Genomic DNA, 12,327 nt, shown 5'->3' on the forward strand with positions numbered 1-12,327 from the left:
GCCTCGGCCTGGCGCAGAAAGCCAATGATCTGCTCTTCGCTGAATTTGCTTGTTCTCATGTCCATCATTCTCCGGGTGGATGGACTTCTTGGAAATTTGGCTGGTACGGTTTATGGGGGGCAGGTCACATCCTCTGGCGTTTCAGCAACCAGCCGCAAGTGCCCAAAATGCGTTTGGTTCGTGTAGCCCGGTCCGTGCCTGAGGGATTCGAACGATCTAGATGGACAATACAACAGCGATTCTTGCGTAAAGGTGTCTCGACCTGCTTGCCTGGACGCGATAGCGGCAATGACTGAGAAGTGAACGCCTTGAAGGACACTACTCTTCCCCGCGTTGTTTCCACCCACAAGAACATTAAGCCCTTGTAGTTCGATGTCCACCTTATCGACCTTCTTAAACTTTTCGAGTGTGAGTTTGGTGAGCTTCATTTAGGACATCCCTGTTGTACTTTGTAACTTCTTAAGGGCGAAAGAACGCCTTAGCCAACGTTGCCTGCCTCAAAGCCTGCGCGCGCTGGAGGTTGGCGTCGACCTCGGCTTCGACTTCGCGAATGATGGACAGGTGGCGGTCGACTTCAGCGACGATTCGGATTTGTTCAGCAAACGGCGGTGTCGGGATGGCAACCGCTTCCAGAACTTCCAGATTTATGTTCTTTTGCGCAGTCGCTGACGCAAAGCGGTCAAGACCATCTCTCGCAGTTCGGATGAAGCATTCAACGTACTCAACAGTTGGCGATCCAAGGTGCGGAATGAAACCAACAACGCTGTCAGGGAAACACGCTTTCAATTTCAGAATGCCCGTCTCGGCGATATTCGCGGCGATAGTGATGCACAGCGTACCGGGCGGCCACAGCCGACTTTGTGTAAGACCAAACTCACTGTACGTCTGTGTGAAGTCTGTGATGGAGCCATCCGAGCGGCGCACATCGCCGGTCTGAATAAAGGGAAATGGGCCGCCGTACAGTGCTTTGTCATCGCGCGGACGGTGCTTTGATTTGCCCCGATTCAACTCACCGAGTTGAGGCATCGTGGCCCAAGTCCAGCCTTCGGGCAACGCTTGCAGTTCGTCTGTCACTGGCGCTATTGGCTCTTTGTACTTGCCCTTGCCAGTCCAGCCCGCACGCCGCTCATCAAGAATCCGCTGCAAAAGCTGTTCGCCGGTTTCGTAGGTGCGGCCTTCGCGGCGGGCCAGGCTGGCTTCGGTTTCTACGAGGCGGCCTTCGACGGCGGCTTTGAGGACGGAGGCTTTGTAGCGTTTGAGGTTGGCTTTGACGCGTTCGAGGTTGGCGACGGCTTCGTCGAGGCGGGAGAACTGTTTTTCGAGTTCGGCGACGATTTCGTCTTGCTCTTTCAGTGTGGGAACCTCAATCTTGTGCGCGAGGAATGGACCGCGATTGATGTGCTTCATCGTGGATCCATGCAAGTGCTCAGACTTGATCATCTCCGCGATGGCCTTCTTCAGCGTGTAAAAGAGAAACTTCTTCGTGACAACAGACGTGTCCGGTACCACTTTGAAGATGTGCTGATTTAACAAGGCAGGCTCGCGATTCCAGATGAATGCGTCAAGCGTCGCGGACCAACTCACCAATATGTCGCCGGGGTTCACGACGTAGGCGGGATCAACCGCGCGTGTAGTTTTGTTCAGTGGTTTCGTGGGGCTGGTGAGGTTCTGTATTCGGATGATGGGCATGCCCTCATCGCCCCAGTCCGTGGGCTTGAAGGCCAAGCCGTTGATGTATTTCCCGGTCTCTCCAATGGTGCGCGTAGCCCAGTTTTGAGTCGCGTCACCCATAACCGTTACCGAACTCACGCCGCCAACTCCCGATTCAATTCCTCAATCACCTTAGGCAGCTCCTCACCAAAAAGCTGGTGCACCTTGCCCAGCCCGCCCTCGGTGTTGAACGGCGCGTATTCAAAGTCGTCTATCTCAATGCCAAGGTTGGCGGCTATGTGGTCGCGGATCATTTCTAGCCAGTGGATTTGTTCTTGGGTGAATGCTTCGACAGGCTCAGCATGAACGGAGGTTTTTGCGGCATTGTGCTGGGCCAGCCAGGCTTTGAAGTTGGCCTGCACGCGTTCAGGGTAGGGCACCAGCTCGTTGGTCTGCTGCATGGCAAAGCGCACCAGGCTGACCAGGTCGGTGAGCAGGCGGCGCTGTTTGGCGCCTTTGACCTTGTCTTTGCGCAGGGTGGCGTAGGCCTGCCACAGGGCGCCTTCGTCGATATTGAGCGGCGGGGCATGCATGGCGTCGGCCAAAGCTTTGACGTCTTCAAACTTCAGCGGCGCGCGCGTGGGCCTGCTGTACAAAATTTGCAGCGCGGTGATTTCGTCTTTGTGCTGGGCGATGAATTGCTCAAAGCTTTGCACCAGCGCGGTGGCGCGGTCGCTGCCTTCGCTAAAGCCGGCGTGCAGCAGGCTGTCTTGTGTGACCACGTCGATGACTAGGTCGGCCTTTTGCTTCATTTTTAGTAGCTGTTCGCGCAGTGTTGGCGAGGCGAAGGGCTTGGTTGCGTCTCTTAGCAGCCCTTCGACAAGCTCAGGGCGAACGGCTATTTCGTCGGGCGGACTAAGTGCTTCCACAATGCCGCGCGCCAGGTCGCGCAGGGTTTTGCCGCCACTCAGTTCCACCACCTTGGCGCGGTCGGCGTCGCTGGCGTCTTTGTCCAGCCGGGCCAACCTAGCGGCGATGCTGCTCAGCACTTCGTCTTCCACATTGCCCAGGCTCACCGCCTGCAGCAGCTTGTCCAGGGGCACGCTCTTTTTGCTGTCCATGGGGCGGCTGTCGGTTTTGTCGCGCTCGCACACCCCCACGCAGTCGACGATGACAAAGTGGTCTTTCTTCACACCCACGCCGTCCGGGCTGGGGTTGACCTGCGCCATGTCCGTGGGGTTGCACACGCGCACGCCACGGCCTTTCATCTGCTCAAAGAAGCTGCGGCTTTTGACACTGCGCATGAAGACGACGATCTCCACCGGCTTGATGTCGGTGCCGGTGGCGATCATGTCCACCGTAACCGCTACGCGCGGGTAGTAACCGGTGCGAAAGTCTTTAATCAGCTGCTCCGGGCTGGTGCCGCCGCCCTGGGCGCTGCGGTAGGTGATCTTTTGTGCGAACTCGTTGCCGCGGCCAAACTCTTCGCGCAAGATTTCCACAATTTTTTCGGCGTGGTTGTCGTCTTTGGCAAACACCAGCGTCTTGGGTAGCTCGGTACGGCTGGGGAACATGTCGGCCTGCCAGCGGTCGCGCAGGGAGCGCACCACGGTGCGGATCTGGTCGGGCGTTTGCACGGCGCGGTCCAGCTCTTCGGGCTGGTATTCAAAGTCGTCGTCCAGCTGCCAGGCGGTCTTGCGGCGGGTGGCTTTGTCTTGCGTTTCCAGCCAGAAGCCTTTGTCTACTTTGGCGCCCTGCTCGCTCACCTCGGTTTCAATGCGGTACACGTCGTAGTTGACGTTCACCCCATCGGCCACCGCCTGGGCGTGGCCGTATTCCATGACCAGGTTTTGGTTGAAGAAGCCGAAGGTCTGTTTGTTGGGCGTGGCGGTCAGGCCAATCAGGTACGCGTCAAAGTACTCCAGCACCTGGCGCCACAGGTTGTAGATGCTGCGGTGGGCCTCGTCGGTAACGACGATGTCAAACATCTCGATGGGTATGGCCTGGTTGTAGCCAATGGGCTCGGGGTCTTTGAACAGGGCCTCTATCTTCTCGGTCGATTCTTCGTCGGCCTCTTCCCCCAGCTCGCGCCCCTTGAGCAGGCTGAACATGCGCTGGATGGTGCAGATAACCACGCGGGCCGATGTATCAATCTGGTTGCCCTGCAGGTGCTGGACGATGTACTCCTCGCCGAACTTGTAGTTGTTGTAGGGGCTGGCGTAGGCGTCAAACTCTTTCTTGGTCTGGCGGGCCAGGTTGCCCCGGTCTACCAAAAACAGCACGCGGCGTGCGCCGCCAAACTTGATGAGCCGGTAGATGAAGCCAATGCTGGTAAACGTTTTGCCACTGCCGGTGGCCATTTGGATCAGGGCCTTGGGCTTGTTGGCGGCCAGGCTTTTTTCCAGGTTAGTAATGGCGCTGATTTGCGCAGGCCACAGCGCATAGTGCGCGCCACCGCTGCCCCACTCGGTCACCAGCTGGGGCATGTTCTGCATGCGAGCGAGGAAAGTGCCTTGCGGAACATAGGGCAGCCTCGGCTCCTCCACCCTTCCCCCTGAGCCCACCTCCGTTCGCCCTGAGCCCACATGCGTTCCCTCCCAGCCCATTTCCGTTCGCCCTGAGCCCACCTCCGTTCGCCCTGAGCTTGTCGAAGGGTGGGCTTCGACCGGCTCAGCCCGAACGGATTGCAGCCACTGCACCAGCAACTCGGGGCGAAAGAAGGCAAACACCGGTCGGGCGCGCGGCTCGGGGTCCAGGCCGTTGGTGAAGTGGGTTTCCACGCCGGTGCTTTCCCACACAAAGGGCAGCGGGCGCGCCCAGGCGGGCAGTGTGCGGGGCAGGCCTTGGGCGTAGCGGCTGCTTTGCAGCTCTACGCCGCGCAGTGTGGCGCCCTGCTTCTTGGCCTCGATGACGCCGCAAGCCTTGCCATTCACATACAGCAGGTAGTCGGCAAAGCCGAAGCCGCTTTGCAGCGCAAACTCGCGAATGGCAACGCCATGCACCCCAGCGTCCCCGGCCAGCAAATTGGCGTCGGCCGGGTTGCAAACGTGCCAACCTGCCGCGACAAGCAACTGATCGATACCGGCCCTGGCTTTTTGCTCTGGCGTCATTCCCACCCCCTTCGATTTCATTCTAGGTGAGACACGCGCGCCAGCGGCAGGCTGCAAGCGGCAGGCACAGCGCCTTAGCCAGTCGGCGCCGCGGTGCCGTAGCCCATGGTGCGGGGCAACCAGAGCACGATGTCGGGGAACACGGTAATCGCCACCAAGAGCAACAGCAGCATGACCAGAAACATCCAGCCCTCGCGCATCATGGCGCCAATCGGAATGCCGGTGAGCGCCTTGATAACAAACAGCAGCATGCCAAAGGGCGGGTGGATCAGGCCGATCATCATGTTGAGCACCACCAGCACACCAAAGTGCACCAGGTCCACGCCCAGCAGCTTGGCCGCCGGCAGCAGCATGGGCACAAACACCAGCAGCAGCACAGACACATCCAGAAAGCAACCCAAGATGAGGAACAGCGCGTTCACCATGAACAAAAACTGCAAGCGGCTCAAGCCCAGGCTGTCCACCCACGCGGCCATGGCCTGGGGCACGCCCTCGGAGGTGAAGGCGTAATTGAGCACAAAGGAGCCCGCCAAGATGATGGTGATGACCGCGCTGGCCCGGGTGGACTCCAGCACCACCGCCCCAAACGCCCGCCAGCTCAGCGCCCTGAACACAAAGGCCGCCAGCACCAGCGCATGCAAGGCCGCTACCGCCGCTGCTTCGGTGGGCGTGAAGGCACCCGAGTAAATGCCGCCCAACAGCACGATGGGCATCGACAAGGGCAGCGCGCCGCGAAACACGATGTTGGGCCACTCGCGCAGGGGGATCGGGTCTTCGCGGGGCATGTTGCGCTTGCGCGCAATAACGTGCACCACGCACATCATCAATATCGTCATGCACACGCCGGGCACCACGCCACCCAAGAACAAGGCACCCACCGACGCGCCCGACACCAGCGCGTAAATCACCATCGGGATCGACGGCGGAATGATGGGGCCCAGGGTGGCACTGGCCACCACCACCGCGCCGGCAAATCCGGGCGAATACTCGGGCTTCTTGAGCATTTGCTTGATGGTCACCAGCCCGGGGCCGGCCGCATCCGCAATGGCGCTGCCGCTCATGCCAGAAAAAATGACGCTCACCAAGATATCGACCTGCGCCAGCCCGCCACGCATGCGCCCCACCAAGATGCGGCAGAAGTCAAAAATGCGCTCGCTCACCGTGCCCGCATTCATGATGTTGGCGGCAAACACAAAAAGCGGCACCGCCAGCAGCACGTAGCTGTTGTACAGCCCGTTGCTCACCTGCTCGGCCACCAGCCCCAGGTCCTGGCCTTTGACGATCAGGTAGGCCACACCAGCCATCAGCATCGAAAAACCAATGGGCATGCGCAGCAGCATGCCCGACACCACCACACCCACCAAGGCCCACAGCGCCAAGCTCATGACAAGGTCCTTTGCACGTCCAGCCCCCGGCCCCGGATGGCCTCGCCAATCGCCCAGGCGCTGCGCACCACCAGCGCGACCAGCAGCAACACAAAGGGCAAAAAGATCCACTGGAACGAGATGTCGAGCACCGGCGACGTTTCGCGCCGCATGAAGTGCACATAGTCCCAACTGGCGGGAATGGCCCACAGCGCCAGGCCGCCGATCATCAGGTTGCCGACGATGCGCATCACGCGCCGGGTGGCGGTGCTCACGCTGTTCCAGACCAGGTCAAACACCACATGCTCGCGGTCGGGCACCATGATGGCGGCCGCCCACAGAATGGCCCAGAGGTACAAGATCACTGCCAGTTCGTCGGTCCAGGGCAGCGGCTTGTTGAAGCCAAAACGCGCCACGATCTGTAGCAAGAAGGTACAGAAAAGGCACACAAAAATCAGGCCACCGAACGCGTCGGCGGCCCGCTTCAAAAAACGCATGGCTTAGCGTGTGGCGTTGATGCGATCAAGCAAACCGGCGGGCCAGACCTGCGCGTAGTCGGACTTGGCGTAGGTCTCTTGCACTGCCTTGCGGAAGGCGTCCACATCCGGCGTGGTGACTTGCAGGCCCTGCTGGCGGAAGAAGTCGACGATTTGCCCTTCCTCGCGGATGCGGTTCTCGTTGTTGTACTGCGCTGCGGCCTGGGCTGCAGCACGCACGTTTTGCCGCTGCGCGGGGGTGAGCGCGTTCCAGGTTTTGTTGGAGATGGCAATGAAGATGCTGTCCACCAAATGGTTGGTCAGCACCAGTTGCTTGGTCACTTCGTAAAACTTGGCGGCGCGCACCGTGGGCAGCGGGTTGTCTTGCCCGTCGATGGTGCCGGTTTTGAGGCCCAGGTACACCTCGCCAAAGGCCAAGGGGGTGGCGGTAGCGCCCAAGGCTTCGCCCAAGAACAGCCACTCTTTGGTGCCCGGCATGCGCAGCTTGACGCCCTTGAGGTCGGCTGGCGTGCGCACGTTGCGCACCTCGCGCAGGTTGACTTGGCGGGTGCCCAGGTAGGCGGTGGCCAAGATGGTCACGTCCATTTTTTCAGAGACGGTTTTGAACAGGCCTTCGCCGATGGGGCCGTTGAACACCTTTTGCTGGTGGGCCGGGTCACGCACCACGTAGCCCGCGGTAAAGATCGAAAACTCGGGCACCAGCTTGGCCATGTCGAACGCGGAAATAGCCGACAACTCCAGGTTGCCGCGCGCCATCGCAGCCGGCTCGGTGCCTTGCTTGAACAGCGACGCGTTGAGATTGATCTGGGTGTCAAACTGGTTGGGCGACGAGGCATCCAGCGCATCTTTGAACACCGTCCACATCTTGGCGTGCCAGTCGTCGGGCACGGCGGGGGTGGAAATGCGCATCGGTACCTTGGTCTGCGCCAATGCGGCCGTGCCCAGGCTGAGCGCAGCACCGGTGGCCAACGCGGCCACGCCCGTGGCGAGCAGGCTGCGGCGGGTGGAAGAAATGGTTTTCATCGTTGTCTCCTAGGGGTGGGTGGGGAAATCGGTGCCGAGTTGCGCGCGCTGCAGCTGCGCGGTGAGTTCGGTATGGGCGCTGGGCGTCAGGGCCACCAGCGGTGGGCGCACCCGCAACCAGCCGGGTTCGCCGCGCAAGGTGGCCATCACGCTTTTCAGGGCCGGGATCAGCGCGTAGGGCTTGAGGGCTTCCAGGGTGGCGTCGACCCGCGATGCGTCTTGCGCGGTGCCCGCTGCCTGGGGGGCTAGCACCATGCGGTGCACCGTGCGCGGCAAAAAATTAGCCAAACCGCTGATGGCACCGGTGCTGCCCATGGCGCCCAAGGTGGGCAAATCCGGCTCAAAGCCCACATACACCGTCAAGGGCGGCATAAAGGCCTGCGCCAGCCGCACCGAGTGGGCACGGTCGCAGCTGCTGTCTTTGATGCCCACCACTATCTGTGGGTAGCGCGCTAGCAATTCGGCGATGACATGGTGGCTGAGGTGCACCCCGATCACTTGCGGTATGTGGTACAGGTACAGCCGCCAGTCGGTACGTTGCACACCCTCAATGATCTGGATGTAGCCGTTGAGGATGCCTTCGTCGCTGACGTCTTTGAAGTAGAACGCGGGCAACACCAAGCAGCCGTGCACGCCCAGCGCCACCGCATGGCGGGTGAGTTCCAGGGTGTCGACCAACGCAGCGCAGCTGGTGGACACCATGATGCGCTCGGCCGCAATGCCGCGGGCGATGAGCTGCTCGATGGCCTGCTTGCGCTCGGCCACCGAGAACGAGGGGCCTTCGCCGGTGGTGCCAAACACAGTGACGCCGCCGCAGCCCGCATTGATGAGCGCTTGCGCATGCGCGGCCAGCGCGGCTTGGTCGATATGGAGCTGCGCATCCAGCGGTGTGAGCATGGCCGGCCAAATGCCTTGGAAGCCATTGCGGGGGTTGGTCAGTGGGGTGGTCAATGGAACTCCGTGGACGGCTGGGGATGGTGGATGGGCCGGTGGTGGCAAAGGTCAGTGCGTCGCAGTGGCATGCAGCCTGGGCGCGCCGAGCACCCGCCGGTCTTGCCCCAGCACCCGCTGGTGCGCGCTGTGGATGTGGAAGGCTACTTTCGCCGCCACCGAGGAGGGGTCGCGCGACTTCAGGGCGTCAATCAGGTTGAGGTGCTCCTGCATCGCAGGCAGCAGCACCTCGGCAGACAAAGTGGAGCGCTCCAAATGAATCAGCCGCACCCGCAGGCTGTTGATGCGGTAGGTCTGGGAGATCAGCTCGTTGCCCAAGGTATCGATCATCAGGTCGTGCAAGCCCCAATCGACCGAGGTGGCTTGGGTGAGCAATGCGTCGGTGATCGGGCCAGCCTCGGCTTGGTGCACCACATCCAAGTGGGCTTGCTCGATGTCGGCCAAATCGGCGTCCGAGACGGACTGCACAAAATGCAGCGCCGCTTCGCGCTCCAGCATGGCGCGCAACTGGAATGCGTTGTGGATCAGCTTGAGGTCCACGTGGGCGATTTGCAGGCCCCGTTGCGGCACGGTGCGCAAAAGGCCTTCAGCCTCCAAGCGCGGAATCAGCTCGCGCACAGCGCCCAGCGGCATATCCAGCAGCTGCACCAGCTCGCGCTGCGACACGAATTGCCCGGGCCGAATGTGCGCCCGCAGAATCTGCTGGCGAAAGCTCTCGTAGGCGCGGGCGCGCAGGGATTGGGCAAGTGGGGTGGACATAGCGCACTAACATGTTAGTGCGCGCTCAAACGCGAGCGCCCCCGTGTTTACCCGCAACCAGGTCAGCGCGAAACGGGTCAGCGCAAGCGCTTGGGTTGCGCCGCCTGTGCCAGCGCGACAGTGCGCTTGACCGGCTGCGCGGTTTGCGCGTTACCGGCCAATTGGAACTGCTGCACCACTTGGGACAAGCGTGCCGCCTGCTCCCGCAGCGACTCCGCCGCAGCGGCGGACTCCTCTACCAAGGCGGCGTTTTGCTGGGTCATGCGGTCGATCTCGCCGACCGACTGATTCACCTGGCCAATGCCCGCAGACTGCTCGGATGCGGCCGCAGTGATTTCGCCAATGATGTCTCCCACGCGCTGCACACTACTCACAATGTCGCTCATGGCGGTGCCAGCGCCTTCGACATGGCGCACCCCGCCATCCACCGCCGCCACACTGCTTTGAATCAAGCCTTTGATGTCACTGGCCGCAGCGGCAGAACGCTGGGCCAGGCTGCGCACCTCGCTGGCCACCACCGCAAAGCCACGGCCCTGCTCTCCCGCACGGGCAGCTTCGACCGCCGCGTTGAGCGCCAGGATGTTGGTCTGGAAGGCAATGGAGTCGATCAAACCGATGATGTCGCCGATCTTGCGGCTCGACGCAGAGATCTCTTGCATGCTGGCAACCGCCTGCTGCACCACGCCACCGGCCTGCTGGGCCACATGGGACGCAGAGGCGGCCAACTGGTTGGCCATTTGCGAAGAAGACACAGTTTGTTGCACATTGGCCGTCAGCTGCGACAGGGACGACACGGCCTCTTGCGCATGGCTGGCGGTCTGTTCAGTGCGTTGGGACAGGTCTTGGTTTCCGCTGGCGATCTCCTGGCTGGCGCTGGCAATGTTGCCGCTGGCGTCGCGCACTTGCGCAACCAGTGCGCTCAGGCCTTGTTGCATGTCGCGCAGCGCCCGCTGCAGGTCGGCCACCTCGTCCTTACCCTCTGCGGCAATCTGCGTAGACAGGTCACCTCCGGCAATGGCCTGCGCCATCCTGCGAGCGTCCTCCAACGGGCGGCAAATGGAGTTCATATTCATGATCGTGGTGGGCACCACCACGACCACGGTGATTAGCACCGCCAGCACAAACAGCCACTGCGTTTGGGCGGACACCGCGTCTTGCTCGGCCACCGACTTAGTGACCTCCTCGCGCAGCACGCGATCCAGCTCGGTCATCAGTTTGTCGGCCTGGGCAAACTCATCTACCGCCTTGGCACTCATGCGGTTGGCCACAGTAGCGGTGTCGTAGCCGCTGGCCTGGAGCTGGCGCGCGACATTGGCAAACATCTCACGGTAGCTGTCCAGGCGCTTGATGATGTCGCGCACCACCGGGTTATCGACGTCTTCCTCACCCTCCAAAAACTGGCTGGCAATCGACTTGGCCTTGTCCTGGCTTTGGATCCATTTGGCGTAGGCCGCAGAAACCGCCTGGGGGTTTTCGTAGCTGATGATCATGTCTTTCTCATGCTGCCGAATCGCCCCCATCTCGCCACGCAACTCGGCCAGGTGGGTCACCTCGGCAAACGAGTGGTGCATGAACTCCTGGCTCATCCCGTGGATGCGAAACATACCCAACATGCCCGCACCGCCCAGCAATCCCAACAGCCCCAAAACCACGCCGATTGCGCCCAACATGCGTGCCCGAATCGTGAAATGCCGCATCGGAGAGAGAAAATTCATGGTTTACCGTCCTTTATCTTGATGCGCCGCAGACGTTGGGATGGCGCCGCTGCGAGCCATATCTACAGCCATAAACTGTGTGCGTTAAGGCGAGCGTTCGCGCTGAAGCATTCTAGGACTACCTACTTGGCACGCTGCTGGCATGTGCAGAGATGTGCCGCAGGTGTGAACTATGAACGGACTCGCTGCCCAGAAGCAAGCATTTGAGGATGCGTCCTTTGATGCAGATTAGGCTCCGCCCGCAAGGCGTACTCACAGTGGCTTTGGGCCTTCTCGCAATTGGTCTTGGCACCAACACATTTGGTTTGATTTGCCAGACTCCTCAGGGAACGGGTGGAAATGCCAAGCGCCCAGAAATCGAGTGGGCGGTACTCCTGACAGCTTCTTTCAGTTTGCGCCCCCAAACAACATGGGTCGGAAGCACCCGGTCTGGTACGACATGCGAGAAAGAATGTCCGGCGTCGGCCGCAATTGGGAGTGGAAGAAAAACCTGAACATCTATGAGGGCACCGGTCGACACCGCGTGGTAGCTGCTGATCAGAAACAGCTCCTTCCCAAGTACCAGCTTTCCAGCGTCGCGCAAGGCAATCAACTCTGGCTCCCAATCCTGCAACAAGGAGGTACTTTCAAAGGCGGGTGCCACCATCAGGCACTGAACGAATGTTGTATTGAACCCAGTGTTACCTTCGCGATAAATCATCTTGTCTGACTTGCACGAGGGAGAGTATTCCATCCAGCCCTCGTCCAATCCGCCGGGTGTTGCGCGTACCACCACGATAACCTGAGCGCCTGCTGCTGAATCTCGTAGAAAAACTTTGGACTGTACCGGCAAGGCGCCGGTCATTTCGCCTGTATAGGTGTGCTTGGTGTCAGCTAGCGGCAAGGACTTCCAGCCTGGCTCGGCGAACTTGATATTGATCCAGCCGACCGAAAAATCGTTGGCGACCGCACTCAAACTCCACAGTGCCAACGCACCACACACCAACCACCGCCGAACCAGCATGCACGCCCCCTGATTGAATTTCATAGTATTTCCCTTTTTTTGTGGCGGAACTGAAACTGACGAAACTCCGCCTACCGAGAACCAATAGCGGCTCAGTGCATCCCAGCAAAGGCTCTACGCACCACCATATCTTGTTTGGGGCCTCAGACTACCTCACGGAATGGGCGGAAATGCCAGGCGGCCAGAAATGGAATGGACACTTTTGCTAACCGCGTTCATCAACTCACGCCCCCAGACAAGGTGTCCAGGCGGAAC

Annotated in this window: 10 protein-coding genes and 1 pseudogene; 1 reads left to right on the plus strand and 10 read right to left on the minus strand. The window is 60.6% G+C overall.

The features are described from left to right. Positions 1-296, plus strand: a 296-nt coding sequence (locus tag ACILRC_RS12295) for a hypothetical protein (protein WP_395669708.1), incomplete at its 5' end; no start/stop codon positions are given. A 15-nt stretch (positions 297-311) separates the two neighbouring features. Here the strand turns inward: ACILRC_RS12295 and ACILRC_RS12300 are convergent. From ACILRC_RS12300 to ACILRC_RS12345, 10 genes and pseudogenes are all read right to left on the minus strand, one after another. Beyond that, positions 312-428 (minus strand): annotated as a pseudogene (locus ACILRC_RS12300) (AAA family ATPase); the annotation flags it as partial. Positions 429-459: 31 nt separating this feature from the next. Next, positions 460-1,791: a restriction endonuclease subunit S gene (locus tag ACILRC_RS12305; protein WP_395669663.1), complete on the minus strand. Its 1,332-nt coding sequence runs from the start codon at positions 1,789-1,791 to the stop codon at positions 460-462. A gap of 14 nt (positions 1,792-1,805) precedes the next feature. Further along, complete coding sequence (locus ACILRC_RS12310; RefSeq protein WP_395669664.1) at positions 1,806-4,760, minus strand: type I restriction-modification enzyme R subunit C-terminal domain-containing protein; 2,955 nt, start codon at positions 4,758-4,760, stop codon at positions 1,806-1,808. A 74-nt stretch (positions 4,761-4,834) separates the two neighbouring features. Next, positions 4,835-6,145, minus strand: coding sequence for a TRAP transporter large permease (locus tag ACILRC_RS12315; RefSeq protein WP_395669665.1), 1,311 nt, complete (start codon positions 6,143-6,145; stop codon positions 4,835-4,837). Continuing rightward, a complete protein-coding gene (locus ACILRC_RS12320; RefSeq protein ID WP_395669666.1) occupies positions 6,142-6,621 on the minus strand; it encodes a TRAP transporter small permease in 480 nt (159 codons plus the stop codon). The genes ACILRC_RS12315 and ACILRC_RS12320 overlap by 4 nt, the downstream gene beginning before the upstream one ends. A gap of 3 nt (positions 6,622-6,624) precedes the next feature. Continuing rightward, positions 6,625-7,644, minus strand: coding sequence for a sialic acid TRAP transporter substrate-binding protein SiaP (locus ACILRC_RS12325; protein ID WP_395669667.1), 1,020 nt, complete (start codon positions 7,642-7,644; stop codon positions 6,625-6,627). 9 nt (positions 7,645-7,653) lie between these two features. Continuing rightward, complete coding sequence (locus ACILRC_RS12330; RefSeq protein WP_395669668.1) at positions 7,654-8,595, minus strand: dihydrodipicolinate synthase family protein; 942 nt, start codon at positions 8,593-8,595, stop codon at positions 7,654-7,656. Between the two features lie 51 nt (positions 8,596-8,646). Beyond that, complete coding sequence (locus tag ACILRC_RS12335) at positions 8,647-9,354, minus strand: GntR family transcriptional regulator (RefSeq protein ID WP_395669669.1); 708 nt, start codon at positions 9,352-9,354, stop codon at positions 8,647-8,649. Positions 9,355-9,431: 77 nt separating this feature from the next. Then, a complete protein-coding gene (locus ACILRC_RS12340; RefSeq protein WP_395669670.1) occupies positions 9,432-11,069 on the minus strand; it encodes a methyl-accepting chemotaxis protein in 1,638 nt (545 codons plus the stop codon). 322 nt (positions 11,070-11,391) lie between these two features. Next, positions 11,392-12,096 (minus strand): hypothetical protein, encoded by a 705-nt coding sequence (locus tag ACILRC_RS12345; RefSeq protein WP_395669671.1) that lies wholly within the window; start codon positions 12,094-12,096, stop codon positions 11,392-11,394. Between the last annotated feature and the right edge of the window lie 231 nt (positions 12,097-12,327).

The sequence above is a fragment of the Rhodoferax sp. genome (assembly GCF_044236835.1).
GTDB lineage: Bacteria > Pseudomonadota > Gammaproteobacteria > Burkholderiales > Burkholderiaceae_C > Allorhodoferax.

Coding starts and splice junctions, on each gene's coding strand:
- ACILRC_RS12305 (WP_395669663.1), bottom strand. CDS start 1,791: ATGGGTGACGCGACTCAAAACTGGGCTACGCGCACCATTGGAGAGACC.
- ACILRC_RS12310 (WP_395669664.1), bottom strand. CDS start 4,760: ATGACGCCAGAGCAAAAAGCCAGGGCCGGTATCGATCAGTTGCTTGTC.
- ACILRC_RS12315 (WP_395669665.1), bottom strand. CDS start 6,145: ATGAGCTTGGCGCTGTGGGCCTTGGTGGGTGTGGTGGTGTCGGGCATG.
- ACILRC_RS12320 (WP_395669666.1), bottom strand. CDS start 6,621: ATGCGTTTTTTGAAGCGGGCCGCCGACGCGTTCGGTGGCCTGATTTTT.
- ACILRC_RS12325 (WP_395669667.1), bottom strand. CDS start 7,644: ATGAAAACCATTTCTTCCACCCGCCGCAGCCTGCTCGCCACGGGCGTG.
- ACILRC_RS12335 (WP_395669669.1), bottom strand. CDS start 9,354: ATGTCCACCCCACTTGCCCAATCCCTGCGCGCCCGCGCCTACGAGAGC.
- ACILRC_RS12340 (WP_395669670.1), bottom strand. CDS start 11,069: ATGAATTTTCTCTCTCCGATGCGGCATTTCACGATTCGGGCACGCATG.
- ACILRC_RS12345 (WP_395669671.1), bottom strand. CDS start 12,096: ATGAAATTCAATCAGGGGGCGTGCATGCTGGTTCGGCGGTGGTTGGTG.